16 protein-coding genes are annotated in these 15,014 nt (G+C 37.5%); 11 read left to right on the forward strand and 5 right to left on the reverse strand.

Going from position 1 to position 15,014, the window contains the following annotated elements; translation table 11 throughout:
* The first annotated feature begins 25 nt into the window (after positions 1 to 25).
* Positions 26 to 610, forward strand: a complete 585-nt coding sequence (locus JOE44_RS04100; RefSeq protein ID WP_209784453.1) for a Crp/Fnr family transcriptional regulator — start codon at positions 26 to 28, stop codon at positions 608 to 610.
* An 86-nt stretch (positions 611 to 696) separates the two neighbouring features.
* Positions 697 to 1,764, forward strand: coding sequence for an SDR family oxidoreductase (locus JOE44_RS04105; RefSeq protein WP_209784454.1), 1,068 nt, complete (start codon positions 697 to 699; stop codon positions 1,762 to 1,764).
* 104 nt (positions 1,765 to 1,868) lie between these two features.
* Here JOE44_RS04105 and JOE44_RS04110 read toward each other — a convergent pair whose 3' ends face one another.
* From JOE44_RS04110 to JOE44_RS04120, 3 genes are read right to left on the reverse strand one after another with little or no spacing between them, the layout of a single operon-like run.
* Positions 1,869 to 2,675, reverse strand: a complete 807-nt coding sequence (locus tag JOE44_RS04110) for an AraC family transcriptional regulator (RefSeq protein WP_245169702.1) — start codon at positions 2,673 to 2,675, stop codon at positions 1,869 to 1,871.
* Between the two features lie 15 nt (positions 2,676 to 2,690).
* Positions 2,691 to 3,092 (reverse strand): heme-binding protein, encoded by a 402-nt coding sequence (locus JOE44_RS04115; RefSeq protein ID WP_209784455.1) that lies wholly within the window; start codon positions 3,090 to 3,092, stop codon positions 2,691 to 2,693.
* A 4-nt stretch (positions 3,093 to 3,096) separates the two neighbouring features.
* Positions 3,097 to 3,885 carry an SDR family oxidoreductase gene (locus JOE44_RS04120; protein WP_209784456.1) on the reverse strand — a complete coding sequence of 263 codons (789 nt, stop codon included), beginning with the start codon at positions 3,883 to 3,885 and terminating at the stop codon, positions 3,097 to 3,099.
* Positions 3,886 to 4,098: 213 nt separating this feature from the next.
* On the opposite strand from JOE44_RS04120, the gene JOE44_RS04125 reads away from it, so the two are divergent.
* The 5 genes from JOE44_RS04125 (at position 4,099) to pdeM (ending at position 10,768) form a co-directional block, all read left to right on the forward strand.
* The gene (locus JOE44_RS04125) at positions 4,099 to 5,121 is read left to right on the forward strand and encodes a ligase-associated DNA damage response exonuclease (protein WP_209784457.1); all 1,023 of its coding nucleotides are present in this window, start codon (positions 4,099 to 4,101) and stop codon (positions 5,119 to 5,121) included.
* A complete protein-coding gene (locus JOE44_RS04130; RefSeq protein WP_209784458.1) occupies positions 5,118 to 6,698 on the forward strand; it encodes an ATP-dependent DNA ligase in 1,581 nt (526 codons plus the stop codon). Before JOE44_RS04125 ends, JOE44_RS04130 begins: the two co-directional genes overlap by 4 nt.
* Positions 6,699 to 6,882: 184 nt before the next feature.
* Positions 6,883 to 9,336, forward strand: a complete 2,454-nt coding sequence (locus JOE44_RS04135) for a ligase-associated DNA damage response DEXH box helicase (RefSeq protein WP_280893486.1) — start codon at positions 6,883 to 6,885, stop codon at positions 9,334 to 9,336.
* Positions 9,337 to 9,472: 136 nt separating this feature from the next.
* On the forward strand, positions 9,473 to 10,075 hold the full coding sequence (locus JOE44_RS04140) for a 2,3-bisphosphoglycerate-dependent phosphoglycerate mutase (RefSeq protein ID WP_209784459.1): 603 nt from the start codon (positions 9,473 to 9,475) through the stop codon (positions 10,073 to 10,075).
* A 48-nt stretch (positions 10,076 to 10,123) separates the two neighbouring features.
* Positions 10,124 to 10,768: a ligase-associated DNA damage response endonuclease PdeM gene (pdeM, locus tag JOE44_RS04145; RefSeq protein WP_209784460.1), complete on the forward strand. Its 645-nt coding sequence runs from the start codon at positions 10,124 to 10,126 to the stop codon at positions 10,766 to 10,768.
* A gap of 79 nt (positions 10,769 to 10,847) precedes the next feature.
* Here the strand turns inward: pdeM and JOE44_RS04150 are convergent, their stop codons facing one another.
* On the reverse strand, positions 10,848 to 12,065 hold the full coding sequence (locus tag JOE44_RS04150; protein ID WP_245169703.1) for an MFS transporter: 1,218 nt from the start codon (positions 12,063 to 12,065) through the stop codon (positions 10,848 to 10,850).
* A gap of 149 nt (positions 12,066 to 12,214) precedes the next feature.
* Between JOE44_RS04150 and JOE44_RS04155 the strand changes: the two genes are divergently transcribed.
* The 4 genes from JOE44_RS04155 (at position 12,215) to JOE44_RS04170 (ending at position 13,992) form a co-directional block, all read left to right on the forward strand.
* Positions 12,215 to 12,805 (forward strand): TetR/AcrR family transcriptional regulator, encoded by a 591-nt coding sequence (locus tag JOE44_RS04155; protein WP_209784461.1) that lies wholly within the window; start codon positions 12,215 to 12,217, stop codon positions 12,803 to 12,805.
* A gap of 70 nt (positions 12,806 to 12,875) precedes the next feature.
* Entirely contained in the window at positions 12,876 to 13,334 is a 459-nt protein-coding gene (locus JOE44_RS04160; protein WP_209784462.1) for a hypothetical protein, read from the forward strand.
* Positions 13,335 to 13,336: 2 nt separating this feature from the next.
* Positions 13,337 to 13,639, forward strand: a complete 303-nt coding sequence (locus JOE44_RS04165) for a DUF3817 domain-containing protein (RefSeq protein WP_209784463.1) — start codon at positions 13,337 to 13,339, stop codon at positions 13,637 to 13,639.
* Positions 13,636 to 13,992, forward strand: coding sequence for a rhodanese-like domain-containing protein (locus JOE44_RS04170; RefSeq protein WP_209784464.1), 357 nt, complete (start codon positions 13,636 to 13,638; stop codon positions 13,990 to 13,992). Before JOE44_RS04165 ends, JOE44_RS04170 begins: the two co-directional genes overlap by 4 nt.
* 44 nt (positions 13,993 to 14,036) lie before the next feature.
* Here the strand turns inward: JOE44_RS04170 and JOE44_RS04175 are convergent, their stop codons facing one another.
* Entirely contained in the window at positions 14,037 to 14,990 is a 954-nt protein-coding gene (locus JOE44_RS04175; RefSeq protein WP_209784465.1) for a nitrilase family protein, read from the reverse strand.
* Positions 14,991 to 15,014: the final 24 nt, after the last annotated feature.

The following is a 15,014-nucleotide window of genomic DNA, read 5'->3' on the forward strand; positions in this document are numbered from 1 at the left end:
GTATTTTTGATGAAATATTTATTGGATGTTTGAGATTCTGCTTTCCCATATCGAGAATAAGGTTGATATCACCGACGAACAGAAAAATCAGGTTAAATCTTTCTTTACCTTAAAAAAGCTTCGTAAAAAACAATATCTGCTTCAGGAAGGAGATATCTGTAAATCATTGTCTTTTGTAAGTAAAGGGTTGTTAAAATCTTATTTTCTGGATGAAAAAGGAAATGAACACATCAATATGTTTGCCTTTGAAGGTTGGTGGATCTCAGACTTCAACAGTTTTATCAATCAGGAAAAATCAGTTCTGAATATTGATGCTATTGAAGAAACCGAAGTTCTGATGATCACCTTGGAAAATTATGAAAAAATGATGCTGGAAATTCCTGTAATGGACAGATATTTCAGGATTTTATATCAGAATAGTCTTGTTACAAAAGATTACAGACTTATTGTTTCCAATAGCTATACTGCTGAAGAAAAGTATCTTCAACTGGCACAAAAGAGTCCGGAAATGATTAAAAGAGTGCCTCACAATCTTATTGCCTCCTATCTTGGTCTTGCCCCTGAAACCGTGAGCAGAATCCGTAAAAAGAATTCTTTGAACAATACTTGATCCAGATCAACTCAAACGCATGATCCACATCAAGGATAAAAGCTTCTATCCACCCATAATTTTGTACAAAAAATTTTACAATACTTATGGAAAAAATTGCATTGGTAGTAGGTGCTACCGGAATTACAGGAAGCAATCTTGCTGAAGAACTGATCACGCAGGGCTGGACAACATACGGATTATCAAGAAATCCAAATACCGGTATTCCAGGTCTTCTTCCCATTAAAGCAGATCTTACGAATGAACAGAATCTTGCGGAAGCCTTAGAAGGGATCTCTCCTACTCATATTTACTTTACCACTTGGATGCGTAATGACACTGAGGAAGAAAATATCCGGGTCAACAGTATGCTGGTAAGAAACCTGTTGAACATTTTATCTCCTAAAAAATCGGTTCAGCATGTAGCTCTGGTTACAGGGCTTAAACATTATCTGGGACCATTTGAGGCCTATGCTAAAGAAGGAATTTTACCTGAAACCCCTGTCAGAGAAGAACATCCAAGACTTCCACTTCCCAATTTTTATTATGCACAGGAAGACGAAGTGTATAAAGCTTCAGAAAGAGAGGGCTTCACATGGAGTATTCACAGGCCTCACACCGTGGTTGGATATGCAGTTGGAAACCTCATGAATATTGGAGTAACATTGGCTGTATACGCCAGCATCTGTAAAGAAACCGGAAGGAAATTTATCTGGCCGGGATCAGAAGCACAATGGAATGGAGTTTCGGATGTAACGGACGCCAGAATATTAGCTCAGCAACTCGTTTGGGCATCTACTACAGAATCAGCAAAAAATCAGGCATTCAATATTACGAATGGAGATGTTTTCAGATGGAAATGGCTGTGGAAAAGACTGGCAGATTGGTTCGGTATAGAAGCTGTAGGTTTTGAAGGAACCATACAACCTCTTGAAAAAGAACTGGAAAACGACCACCAGACCTGGACAGCTATTGCCGAAAAATATAATCTGAAAGAAAAAGATCTTAACCGTTTATCCTCAGCATGGCATACAGATCTTGATCTTGGAAGACCGCTGGAAGTCATGTGTGATATGTCAAAAAGCAGAAAACTGGGTTTCACAGCTTATGTAAGCACAGAAGATTCTTTTATAAATGTTTTTGAAAGACTTAGAGCAGAAAATATGATTCCTTAATGGAAAAGGAAATACAAAGACACAAGATTTATTTCCTGTGTCTTTGTGCTTTCAACAAACAAGCAATGCTTATAGTATAATTTGTGTTTTTTTAATGACTTCCATTAAACTTCTGTAGTGGTAACCCCAAATTTCTTTTTAAAAGAAGAATAAAAATGGGATAAATTCTCGAAACCCAGATCAAGATAGATATCCGAAGGTTTTTTATCCCTGTTTTTAATTAAATAATACGCTTCCTTTAGTCTTTTTTCTTTCAGCCATTGTTTTGGAGTCATCTCAAATATTTTGTTGAAATCACGCTTAAAACCTGAAAGACTACGGCCTGTAAGCTTTGCAAAAGCCTCCACCGATACATTGAACATAAAATTCTTGTTCATAAACTCCTTAAGGTCAATTTTATGGGGTTCAGAAAAATCAAAAAGAAGATTTTTAAGATCAGGATTACTCAATAAAATAAGCTCGATGGCTTCTTTTACCTTTAAAGCAGCCAATGTTGGAGGCACTTCTTTCGTTTTATGAATATAAGGAATGAGTGAAGCAAAATAACTCTTAAAAAAATCATCAGGCTCAAAAAACAAACGCTGGTTTTCCGGAAAATTAACATGTACAGTTATTTTGTTTTCTGTGGCATATTGTCTCAGGGTTTCATCGTCAAGAGTGATAGAAACAAACTGATATTTTTCATTGCCTGAAGGATATTTAATCGTTCTGATCAGTTGATTTTTCCTTACCAGAACCACCGTATTCTCTTTGATCACCGTTTTACCCTGCTCATGAAAAGCATGCGTTTCACCGGATATCTGAAATCCCAGAAAATGGTCCGGAATAAATTCCTCATGGCCTCTGTAAGATTCAAAAGCACATGAATAAACCAGTTTATCAAATATAATCTCAGAAGTATTTTCCATCATACAAATATCTGAAATTTAAGCAATAGCATGAGCTCCCGCTTCTGCAATTTCTTTATCCTGCTCGGGTGTTCCCCCTGAAGAGCCTATAGCGCCAATGGTCTTTCCTTCTGCATCCTTAAGAACAACACCGCCTGCAATAGTCAGCAGTCCTTCGTTTGAATTCAGCATTCCATAGCCATGAAAGCCGGCTTCTGAAATAATACTTCCCATCACATCACTATTTACTCCGAACATAGCAGCTGTTTTTGCTTTTTTAACAGCAAAATCAATCACTCCATACACACTATCTAATCTTGCAAGTGCAACAAGATGACCTCCGGCATCCACCACGGCAATGCTCCCGGGAATATTCATGGATAATGCCTTTTCTTTTGCTGCATTTAAAACCTTTTCCGCAGCTTTATAATTCAGTTCCATACTATTAACTTTTTGCTGTCCACGCCTCTGCCTGAAGCTGTTTCACAAAATCTTCGGTTTCCTTTGGATGTACATTTCTAAAATGACTGTCCTCATCTAAAGCCACATTTACAATCACTTCAGCCATAGACTGTGGATCAAGCTGATGGGCTAAAGATTCTGCGGCTCCGTCAAAAGCGGATTTCGGAGTGAAGTTGATTTTCGGATCATACCAATGGAAAATAGAATCTACTCCCCTGTCATTAAATCCTGTTCCAAATACCCCTGGATTGCAAGTTGCAATTTTGATATTAAATGGAGCAAGCTCAGTCCTCAGCCCTTCAGCAATAGATTCCAACGCATGCTTGGAGGAACAGTAGGCAGCCACATAAGGAACTGTCCATAAACCTCCCATTGATGAAGTGAAAACAATCTTACCACTTCTTTTTTCAACAAACTTTTTGATGAAACCCTGGGCAAGATTCAATGCACCAAATACATTGACTTCGAACATAGAGCGGATAATGTCCACCGGCTGTTCAGCAATTGGACCGCCTTCCATAATTCCGGCATTGCTGATTAAAATATCTATTTCATATTTCTTTAAGATATAATCAATATCCCTTTGGCTGGTAACGTCCAATTTATCCACTATAAGATCAATTCCCTGTTCTTTAGCTTCCCGGATTACATCACTCATCTGAGGATAAATCTGTGTAGTGGCAATTACCTTATGTCCTTTTTTCGCAAGCTCAAAAGCAGCAATCTTTCCGAATCCACTTGCTGCACCTGTAATTAAAATTGTTTTACTCATTGTATTCTTTTTTAATGTTGGTACAAATTTCAAAGATTTCCAGAAGGATAATATTGCCTGGAAGTTCATTTTTATATTGCTGAAAAGTTCAAAAAAACTATTATCAAAGAACCATGAAAGTCAGATTTCAGATTTGAATGATAATAAAAAATAAACAGTTTATTGTAAATTGGTTAAGTTTTTGAAGCTTATCTCATAAAACCAGTCACACCATTGAAATTAATCACATTTACAAAAAAAGGAATTTATTGTCCACAGGGAAAATTCTATATTGATCCCTGGCGACCTGTAGATATGGCGGTTATCACCCATGGCCATGCCGATCATGCCCGCTGGGGAATGAAAAAATACCTTTGTCATCATTTTACAAAACCCATTCTCCATCAAAGAATAGGAACAGATATCGAATGCCAAAGTGTAGAATATGGAGAAGTTATTACCATCAATGGAGTAAAACTCTCCCTTCACCCCGCCGGACATATTATTGGTTCTGCACAGATAAAACTCGAATATAAAGGATATGTGACCGTAATTTCAGGAGATTACAAAGTTCAGAATGATGGACTGAGCACTCCTTTTGAGCTGGTAAAATGCAATGAATTTGTAACAGAAAGTACCTTTGGCCTGCCTATTTATAACTGGCTTGAAGTTCCGGATTTAAATAATAAACTCCAAAACTGGGTACTGAAGAATAAAGAAAATCATAAAACCTCTGTTTTTATAGGCTATTCTTTAGGGAAAGCCCAGCGTATTATGAAAGCAGTGGAAGAATTGGGGAAAATATATGTACACTACTCCATCGGAAAACTGAATGAAGCTTTTGAAACTGTAGGAATTGACCTTCCGGACTATACCATTGCAGACTTCAGAGAACGTCCAAAGGAAATGGAGCATGAAATTGTTATTGTTCCTCCTGCTTTACTCGACAGCAATATCATCAAAAAAATACCTGATCCTGCTACTGCAATATGCTCAGGCTGGATGCAGGTTCGTGGTGCCAGAAGATGGCGGAGTGCAGATGCAGGATTCGCGATGAGTGATCATGCAGATTGGAAAGGTTTATTGCAGACTGTAAAAGCTACGGAAGCCGAAATTGTGCATGTTACCCACGGACAGACGGAAGTATTTTCAAAATATTTGAATGAAATAGGCATAAAAGCTGATGTTGTAGAAACATTATTTGGCGAAGATGAAGAGGAATCTGAAAAAGAAATCACTGAAAACCCTGAATCATGAGACATTTCGCAGACCTTATCAATGCTTTGGAAACCACCAACAAAACCAATGCTAAAATTGATGCTATCATTGATTATCTGGAACGCGCTCCCGATGAAGATAAAGTATGGTTTATCGCCTTATTTACCGGAAAAAGACCTAAGAGAAATGTTAATACCAATTACATGAAAGAATGGGCACTGGAAATCACGAAACTTCCCTACTGGCTATTTCAGGAATCGTATTCTTCTGTAGGAGATCTTGGGGAAACATTATCATTAATTCTTCCACCTCCGGAAGAAAAAATAGAGCGCCCCTTATCAGAATGGATGAACGACATTGTCAATCTCAAAGGCAAAACAGATACAGAAAAGAAAGAATTTGTATTACAGTCATGGAACGGTCTGGATTATACAGAGCGTTTGATTTTCAACAAATTAATTGGTGGAAGCTTCAGAATCGGGGTTTCAGATAAAACATTAATCAATGCGCTGACAAAATTTTCCGGGCAGGAATCGAGTGCTCTCATGCACAGTTTAATGGGAAAATGGCTGCCTGATGAAGTTTCTTTCAAAGAACTTATTGATGCTGAAAATGTGAATCCTGACAATTCAAAACCTTATCCTTTCTGTCTTGCTTATCCTTTGGAAAAAGAAACTCAGGAACTGGGAAATCCGGACGAATGGCTGGTAGAATATAAATGGGACGGAATACGCGGACAAATCATTCGTAGAAACGATGAAGTCTTCATCTGGTCAAGAGGAGAAGAACTCATTACCGAGCAATTTCCTGAGATTACAGAGGTCGTAAAAGCGATGAAAGGCAACTTTGTTATAGATGGAGAAATACTTGCGGTAAAGGATGGTAAGGTTTTAAATTTTAATGAATTACAAAAAAGATTAAACAGAAAAACTTTAACTAAAAAAATGCTGTCGGAAATCCCGATAGAAGTCTTTGCCTATGACTTATTGGAACTTGAAGATAATGATTTGAGGGAAAAACCAATCTCTGCAAGAAGAGCTTTGCTTGAAGAATTATTATTGAATGAGAATCCTCAGAATATCAGTCTCTCTAAAAGTCTGGACTTTGAACAGTGGGAAGAACTGGATTCGCTTCGTGAAAATTCAAGGACAGTAAACAGTGAAGGATTGATGTTAAAACAAAAAAACTCACCCTACCATTCCGGCCGGAAAAAAGGCGACTGGTGGAAGTGGAAAATCAATCCGTTTACGATTGATGCAGCCCTGATCTACGCCCAAAAAGGCAGTGGCAGACGAAGCGCTTATTATACGGATTATACTTTTGCTGTGAAAAACGGAGATACTTTGGTCACCATAGCCAAAGCATATTCAGGATTAACGGATAAAGAAATTATGGAAGTGAGCAGGTTTGTTACTAAAAATGCCATTGAGAAATTCGGACCTGTGAGAACCGTAAAAGCAGAACTGGTCTTTGAAATCGCATTTGAAGGTATAGGTTTCAGCAACCGTCATAAAAGTGGTGTTGCGCTCCGGTTTCCCAGAATTGTAAGATGGCGGAAAGACAAAACCGTGGATGAAATTGATTCTCTTGAAGAAATAAAAAAATTAATACAATAATATTTTAACGCAATGACGCAAGGATTTTTGACTGATTAGTAATATTTTTTCGTTCGCAAAGACACTCCGTTCAGCGATAGTAAGAATTGTCTTTGCTGAGTAAAACGCCCTTGCGAACGAAGATTAAAAAATATCATATAAAATCTTAGCGCCTTTTGCGTTAAAAATTTAAATCAAAATAAATTTGGCAGCTTTTGAACATACCGACGGATTTAAGATCATTCAGCAATGGATGACCGATAAAGGTATTGAACCTTTTAAATTTCAGATAGAAACCTGGAAGAAATTTGAAAATGGATACAGCGGAATGGTAGTTGCTCCTACCGGTTTTGGAAAAACGTTCTCTGTTTTTTTAGCATTAATTTCTAACTTCCTGAATCATCCCGATCAATATAAAAAAGGACTGAAAATGATCTGGATAACACCGCTTCGTTCTCTATCCAAAGACATCGCTAAAGCCATGCAGGAAGCAATTGATGAAATAGGGCTCGACTGGGCTGTAGGAGTAAGAAACGGCGATACTGATCCAAAAGTAAGACAGCAACAGGTTAAAAAAATGCCTGAAATTCTGGTGGTAACTCCCGAAAGTCTCCATTTGCTACTGGCTCAGAAAAATAATGAAGCTTTTTTCAGGGATATGAAATGTATTGCTGTGGACGAATGGCATGAATTACTCGGTTCAAAACGAGGTGTGATGGTAGAACTCGGCATTTCACAGCTTAGAAAATATGTCCCGAAAGTTAAAATCTGGGGAATTACAGCCACCATCGGAAATCTGGATGAAGCTATGGAAGTACTCATCCCTTATGATATTAAAAAGACAAAAATCACAGCTAAAGAGCATAAAAAGATAGATATTCTTCCTGTTTTTCCTAATGAAATCGAAATATTACCCTGGGCAGGACATCTTGGAAATAAGCTTGCAGATAAAGTAGTCCCTATTATTTTGGATTCAAAATCTACCATTGTATTTACGAATACCAGAAGCCAGAGCGAAATGTGGTATCAGCTTCTGCTGGATGCTCATCCTGATTTTGCAGGACAAATTGCAATCCATCATAGTTCTATTGATGCCCATTTGAGAATCTGGATTGAGGAAAATCTAAGTTCCGGTAAATTAAAAGCTGTGGTATCCACATCATCCCTCGATCTTGGTATTGACTTTAAACCAGTTGACACCGTTATTCAGATAGGATCCGCAAAAGGTGTCGCACGTTTCCTCCAAAGAGCCGGACGGAGCGGTCACTCCCCTTTTGAAACTTCCAGAATTTATTGTGTCCCTACCCATTCTTTGGAACTGATTGAAGTTTCAGCCTTAAAAGAAGCCGTAAAACAAAAAGTAGTGGAGCCCAGAGAACCACAGGTTTTATGTTTTGATGTATTGGTTCAGTTTCTGATGACATTGGCTGTTGGTGATGGCTTTTATCCTGATGAACTCTATGAAAGAATCAAAAAAGTATATGCTTTTCAGGAAATGTTGGATGAAGAGTGGCGAAGCATCCTGGAATTTCTTACCATTGGCGGCAGTGTGTTGAAAAACTATGAAGAATTCCATAAAATAGTCATTATGGAAGACGGCCTTTATAAAGTCACTTCAAGAAAAATAGCGATGCTTCACAGGATGAATATGGGTGTTATTGTAAGTGATGCGATGCTAAAGGTGAAATTTATTTCCGGAGGTTATATCGGAATGATTGAAGAATATTTTATTTCAAAACTAAAGAAAGAGGAAAAATTCATTTTAGCCGGACGTACCCTTGAAGTTGCAATGATCAAAGATATGACCGTGTATGTAAGAGCAGCTAAAGGAAGGGCTTTAGTACCCAGTTATCTGGGAGGAAGATTGCCACTAAGCTCTAATTTAGGACATTTTTTAAGAGAAAAACTTTCACACGCTTTAAATCCAAAAGCTTCAGAAAAAGAACTCAAATTTCTGCATCCACTTCTGATCAATCAGGAAGCAAATTCTCATATTCCCAAAGAAAATGAATTTCTTGTTGAAATGATTAAAAACCGTGAAGGATATCACTTGTTTATGTATCCTTTTGAAGGACGTTTAGTTCATGAAGTAATGGCCGCCCTGATTGCCTACAGGATTTCAAAGCTTGCACCTATTTCCTTTTCTATGGCGATGAATGATTACGGATTCGAATTGTTCAGTGACAAAGAGATCCCGCTAAATGAAGAAAACCTGAAACAGATTCTTACCCGGGACAATCTGATGAACGATGTGATTGCAAGCATTAATTCTGCAGAAATGGCAAGACGAAAATTTCGTGATATTGCTGTAATTTCAGGAATGGTGATTCAAAATTATGCAGGACAGCAGCGCTCCAACAAATCATTACAAAGCTCTGCCGGACTTATTTTCAAAGTTCTGGAAGACCATGATCCCAATCATTTTTTAATAAAGCAGGCCTATACAGAAGTTTTTAACATGCAGCTTCAGGAACAACGGCTTGTAGAAGCTTTTAAAAGGATTGAAAAATCTGAAATTATTCTAAAACATTCCCGTTCTTTTACCCCGCTCAGCTTCCCCATCAAAGTAGACAGTCTGAGACAAACTCTTTCGAGTGAAGGATTGGATGCAAGGATTAAAAGAATGTTGAAACTATCTAATATAAGTGATATTTCATAAGGCTTTTCTGATAAATTCTTCTGCAATTTTAATCTTATTCTTAGCCTAATATTCTAAGTTAATTTTCTTGATAAGTTTAAATAATCATCGTAACTTAGAGTATACCTTCTTAGAAGTTTAAAATAAAATGTAAATAATGGAAAAATTATTCCTGGTCCGTCACGGACAGTCACTCTGGAATCTGGAAAACAGATTTACAGGCTGGAAAGATATTGATATAACTGAAGCCGGAATTGAAGAAGCAAAAAAAGCAGGTCTTGCGCTAAAAGGAGAAAGAATAGATATTGCATTTACTTCTGCCTTGGTACGGGCACAGCATACTCTCTCTATCATCCTTAACGAAATTGGAAATCCCAATATTCCGGTCATCAAAGATAAAGCATTAAACGAACGTTCTTACGGAAATCTGGAAGGATTAAACAAAGCAGAAACCGCACTGAAATATGGTGATGAGCAGGTTCATATCTGGCGCAGATCATTTGATGTAGTTCCTCCGGGCGGAGAAAGCCTTAAAGATACTTACAGCAGAGTAATTCCTTATTTTGAAAGTCAGATAAGACCCTTATTAAAACAGGGTGAGAATGTATTGATTGTGGCCCATGGAAACAGTCTCCGTGCACTTATTATGTATCTGGAGCATCTTTCTCCTGAAGAAATTTTAGAACGGGAAATTGCTACCGGTATTCCTCTGACTTATGTTTTTGATGAAAAATTTCATGTAAGCCGGAGAGTCAGTTAATCCGATTTAAATAGTTTACCTTTAAGCATTAAATTTTCAATCCATCAAGTGTTTATAGCAACAAAAAAAATTTCCATCCAAAATGAAACTTTAATTCTGACCAATCAGCGGGCAGCATTCCGGGAAAAAGATAAAGCATTGATCCTTTCCGATCTTCATATCGGGAAAACTGCTCATTTCCGTAAAAATGGTATTGCATTGGCCAATCATATTATGAAAAGCGACCTGGAAAGATTATCCGCACTGATTGAGTTTTTTCAGCCTGAAAAATTCATTGTGGTTGGTGATCTACTTCACGCCGGAGACAATTCTGATGTGGATGAATTCTGTGTATGGAAAAAGCAATATCCCGACTTGCAGTTTTATCTTATTGAAGGAAATCATGACAGAATTTCCAAAGCTTTAGAGGAAAAATTATGTTTTGATTACAAAGCTGAATGGCTTGAAACTGATGACATTACTTTTATTCATGATTTTGATCCGGCCAGATCCGGATTTCAGATTACCGGACATATTCACCCCGGAATTGTGCTGAGTTCTGCGGTAAAGAATATCAGGCTTCCCTGCTTTGCGCTCAGCAGCAATCAATTGTTACTTCCTGCTTTTAGTGAATTCACAGGATTGGATACCAAAAATCTGCCTAAGAAAAGTACATTTTTTGTGTTTACAGACGCGGAAATTTATGAGATTTAATACTTTGGTTTTATATCCTTGTCAAGGTTCTGAACCTTGACAAGGATTGATAAGTCTGATAAAAATTATTTGTGAAATCTTAATTTTTCCTGCTTAAACGGATACTGTAGATCGTTATCAATACGGTAACCAGCAGGAACAAAGCCCCGATCCAGGGTGTACTTTCCAGCCCTAAAGAAGATGTCACAATCATTCCTCCTGCATAAGATCCGATTGCAATACCCATATTAAAGGCTGCAATATTGATCCCTGAGGCAACGTCTTCCGTTCCCGGAAGTTCTTTTTCAGCAATTTGTACCACCAATAGCTGAAGTCCCGGAACAGAAGCAAATGATAATGCTCCTAAAAGGAAAAGGGTAATTATACTTAGCACCGGACTGCTTACAGTAAAATAAAAGGCAAGCAATACCAGTCCCTGTGCGGCAAACATCCATAGAAGAGCTTTCAAAGGGTTTTTATTTGCTACTTTTCCTCCAATCAGATTGCCTAGTGCAATGGCAATTCCATAAATCAAAAGGATAAAAGTAACGGTAGATTCCTGAAATCCTGTGATCTTCTGTAAAATAGGTGACAGATAAGTAAAAACAACAAATGTTCCTCCATATCCCATTGCAGTCATTAAAAAAGCAAAGATCAGACGTTTATTTCCCAATACCTTAAACTGGCTTTTTAATGAAGCTGTTTTCCCATTTTTCAGCGTATTGGGAACCAGTAATAAACTGGCCACTAACCCAATCATTCCAAGGATGGAAACACCAATGAAAGTCGCTCTCCATCCGAAGTGCTGTCCTATAAAAGTTCCCAGCGGAACTCCTGTTACAATGGCCAGTGTAAGCCCGGCAAACATAATAGAAATTGCTGTAGCTCTTTTTTCTTCAGGTACCAATGAAGCGGCAATGGTAGAACCGATGGAAAAATAAACTCCATGGGCAAAACCCGTTAAAATTCTTGCCAGCACTAAAGTTATAAATCCGGGAGCAATCGATGCCAGGCCATTTCCGATAACAAACAGGAGCATAATGGAAACCAGCAGCATTTTACGTGGAATTTTCCCCGTTAATGCCGTTAATATAGGAGCTCCGATAGCTACTCCAATCGCATAAAGACTCACCAGTAAACCTGCTGACGGAATGGTAATCCCGAGATCAGATGCTACAGTGGGCAGCAGTCCCACAATTACAAATTCAGTAGTTCCTATTCCGAAGGCACTAATCGTTAATGCCCATAAAGCTGCAGGAAGACCTTTTTTAACCGTCTGTGTTGCAGTATTGATTTCTATTTCTTTTTGAAAATTCATTGTCTTATAATTTGTTGATATTGATAAGGCAAATTTCCGACGAATATTTGTATTATAAAAATTATTTAAATTGTATAAAAGTATCAGAATAATGATAGTTTTATTTTAAGTTTAAAATTTGTTCCTTTGTACAATAATCAGCAGTTTTAATGAAGAAATCAGAAGCAACCCGACTTACTATTCTCCAGAAAGCGTTCGAATTAATCTATGTAAAAGGTTTCCAGACAACAAGCATTGATGAAATTATCGCAACGACTCAGGTGACGAAAGGTGCTTTTTACTATCATTTTAAAACTAAAGATGAGATGGGACTGGCTATTATCAACGAACTGATGAAGCCCAACTTCAGACGCAACTTTATTGAATCCCTTGAAAACAACAAAAATCCTCTGGACAATATTTATGAGATCATCCACAATCTCCTGATGGAAAATGATTTTCTAAAAGTTGAGTATGGCTGCCCTACTTCGAATTTTGTGCAGCAAATGGCACCTTGGCACACTGTCTTTACCCAGGCTTTACATGAGCTTTCGAAAGAATGGGAAGAAGCTTTTACTGAAAGTATTGAAAAAGGAAAAAAGGAAGGAATCATTAAAAAGGAAGTCAGCGCAAGAGAAGTCAGTGTTTTTGTTATTTCCGGGTATTGGGGTGTCAGAAATTTGGGGAAGGTTGAAAATTCAAAAGAAGTATATCTTATTTATTTAAAGGGACTTAAGTCTTACTTCAAAACTCTTCAATAATTTTTTTACTCAAAAACATACTAATTAGTATGTTTTTATTATACCTTTGTCCTGTTCTAAAAAATAACCCATGTACCAAACCCTTACTTTTTTACATTCATTAACCCGATGGTTGGTCTTAATAAGCTTACTCTATGCTATTTACCGTTCTTTCAAAGGATTTATGTCGGAAAGAAAATTTACAGGAACTGATAATGCTGTCAGGCATTGGACCGCTACTATCGCTCATATCCAACTGATCATAGGAATGGTTTTTTATTTGAAAAGCCCAGTAATTCAATACTTCTGGAAGAATCTGAATGCAGCCAAAGAATCTTTTGAACATCTGTTTTTTGGTTTGATTCATATTTCATTGATGATTACCGCCATTATTATCATTACAGTTGGTTCTGCTTTAACCAAAAGAAAATCTTCAGATAAAGAAAAATTCAAAACTATGGGCATCTGGTTTTCTATTGCGCTGATTATTATTTTCATTGCCATTCCATGGCCCTTTTCTCCTTTTGCAAACAGACCTTATTTCAGATAATTATGATAGATTTATTTAAAACAAAAATCGGACGGCTGAGAATTCTGGCTATTTTAGAAGGGATCTCATTACTGACCCTGACAGGCATTGCCGTTCCTATGAAGTATTGGATGGGAAATCCTTTATTGGTAAGACTCATCGGCCCGGTACACGGAACATTATTCCTGCTTTTCCTATTCAATACATTGAGTGTGGGTGTGGAACAGAACTGGAAATTCAAAGAAATAACATGGAAAGTAATTCTTGCCTGCTTTATTCCGTTTGGAACATTTTATATTGACAAAAAAATACTGAGCAAGCTATGAAAAGCCTTTTTATATTCTGTGGAATTGCCCTTATTCTTTATGTTGCCTACAGAATATACCGATTCCAGACTTTAGATAACGGATTACCGCAGCTGCTCAAAAAAGGAGCGATAATTCTCGATGTAAGAACTGAAAAAGAATATGAAACGGGACATATAGAAGGTTCTGTAAATATTTCATTAGGAACAATCAGAGAGCGGTATGTAGAATTGGATCCTGAAAAAACATACATTACAGTATGCTCTCATGGGCTTCGAAGTGTAAAAGCTGAAAATATTCTCAAAGAAAGAGGCTTCAGCCATATTCATAACGGAGGTGCCTGGACAGACCTTCAGAAAACAATGAGTCAATAAATATAAATCTCTCCTGCATATCATTTACAGGAGAGATTTATTTTTTAAATGGTTTTATCGTCAAGCCATACAACTTTTTGTTGCGGTGAATGCTCCTGCCCTATGATGTCTCGGTACAATTCAGGTCTTCGGGCTTTAATATACCTGTACCCTCCTGCCTGAGTAAGCTTTTCTGGGGTAATGACAGCCGATTCAAAGCTATCTTCCCACGAATGACATTCTGCAATAATATCTCCGAAAGGATCAATAATCATGGAACATCCATTTTTCAGCTGATCATCATCCATTCCTACAGGGTTTGAAAAAACAATATAAGCACCATTATCATAAGCTCTTGACGGAAGCCATTTCATCAGCCAGTCTCTGCCTTTCATTCCCTTAAATTCCAACCGCAAAGAGGTAGGATCAGCGACCCTGTTTTCCCACAGCTGAGGATCAACAAACCCAGCTCCCGGCCTTGTAGAAGGGGTGCACATGGTAACGTGTGGCATAAAAATAATCTCGGCTCCCAGAAGTCTTGTTGCTCTTACATTTTCAATGACGTTGTTATCATAGCAGATCAAAATTCCACACTTCCAGCCCATAATATCAAATACACAATACTCATTTCCGGGTATAAGATTCGGATTGATAAAAGGATGAAGTTTTCTGTATTTTGCCTTCAGCCCTGTTTTATCAACACATACATATGCTTTGAAAAGATTATTATATTGATCTTTTTCAAACAAACCTGCTAATAGAGTAATATTATATTTTGTGGCAATCTCCTGTAATTTTTGGATGCTCTCCCCTTCCGGAATACGTTCAGCAACGTCGAGGAGTTGTTCTTTGGAAAGTTTCCTTGCAAAAGTATAACCTGTGATTGAACATTCATGAAAAACAATCACATGAGAGCCTTTGGATGCCGCTTCAGCAGCTAATTTCTCGATAATGGACAGGTTATAAGCTTTATCCCCGCTTTTGTTTTCAAATTGTGCGGTTGAAATTTTAATATTCATTGATTTTTTTAAGCAAAACTAGAT

Origin of the sequence: Chryseobacterium sp. PvR013, from assembly GCF_017833095.1 — a bacterium.
Classification (GTDB): Bacteria; Bacteroidota; Bacteroidia; order Flavobacteriales; family Weeksellaceae; genus Chryseobacterium; species Chryseobacterium culicis_A.

Bases quoted from the DNA above. Each gene is read 5' to 3' on its own strand.
- JOE44_RS04170 (WP_209784464.1), top strand. From the start codon at position 13,636: ATGAAAAGCCTTTTTATATTCTGTGGAATTGCCCTTATTCTTTATGTT.
- JOE44_RS04155 (WP_209784461.1), top strand. From the start codon at position 12,215: ATGAAGAAATCAGAAGCAACCCGACTTACTATTCTCCAGAAAGCGTTC.
- JOE44_RS04150 (WP_245169703.1), bottom strand. From the start codon at position 12,065: ATGAATTTTCAAAAAGAAATAGAAATCAATACTGCAACACAGACGGTT.
- JOE44_RS04100 (WP_209784453.1), top strand. From the start codon at position 26: ATGTTTGAGATTCTGCTTTCCCATATCGAGAATAAGGTTGATATCACC.
- JOE44_RS04115 (WP_209784455.1), bottom strand. From the start codon at position 3,092: ATGGAACTGAATTATAAAGCTGCGGAAAAGGTTTTAAATGCAGCAAAA.
- JOE44_RS04175 (WP_209784465.1), bottom strand. From the start codon at position 14,990: ATGAATATTAAAATTTCAACCGCACAATTTGAAAACAAAAGCGGGGAT.
- JOE44_RS04105 (WP_209784454.1), top strand. From the start codon at position 697: ATGGAAAAAATTGCATTGGTAGTAGGTGCTACCGGAATTACAGGAAGC.
- JOE44_RS04165 (WP_209784463.1), top strand. From the start codon at position 13,337: ATGATAGATTTATTTAAAACAAAAATCGGACGGCTGAGAATTCTGGCT.
- JOE44_RS04130 (WP_209784458.1), top strand. From the start codon at position 5,118: ATGAGACATTTCGCAGACCTTATCAATGCTTTGGAAACCACCAACAAA.
- JOE44_RS04110 (WP_245169702.1), bottom strand. From the start codon at position 2,675: ATGATGGAAAATACTTCTGAGATTATATTTGATAAACTGGTTTATTCA.
- JOE44_RS04140 (WP_209784459.1), top strand. From the start codon at position 9,473: ATGGAAAAATTATTCCTGGTCCGTCACGGACAGTCACTCTGGAATCTG.
- JOE44_RS04120 (WP_209784456.1), bottom strand. From the start codon at position 3,885: ATGAGTAAAACAATTTTAATTACAGGTGCAGCAAGTGGATTCGGAAAG.
- JOE44_RS04160 (WP_209784462.1), top strand. From the start codon at position 12,876: ATGTACCAAACCCTTACTTTTTTACATTCATTAACCCGATGGTTGGTC.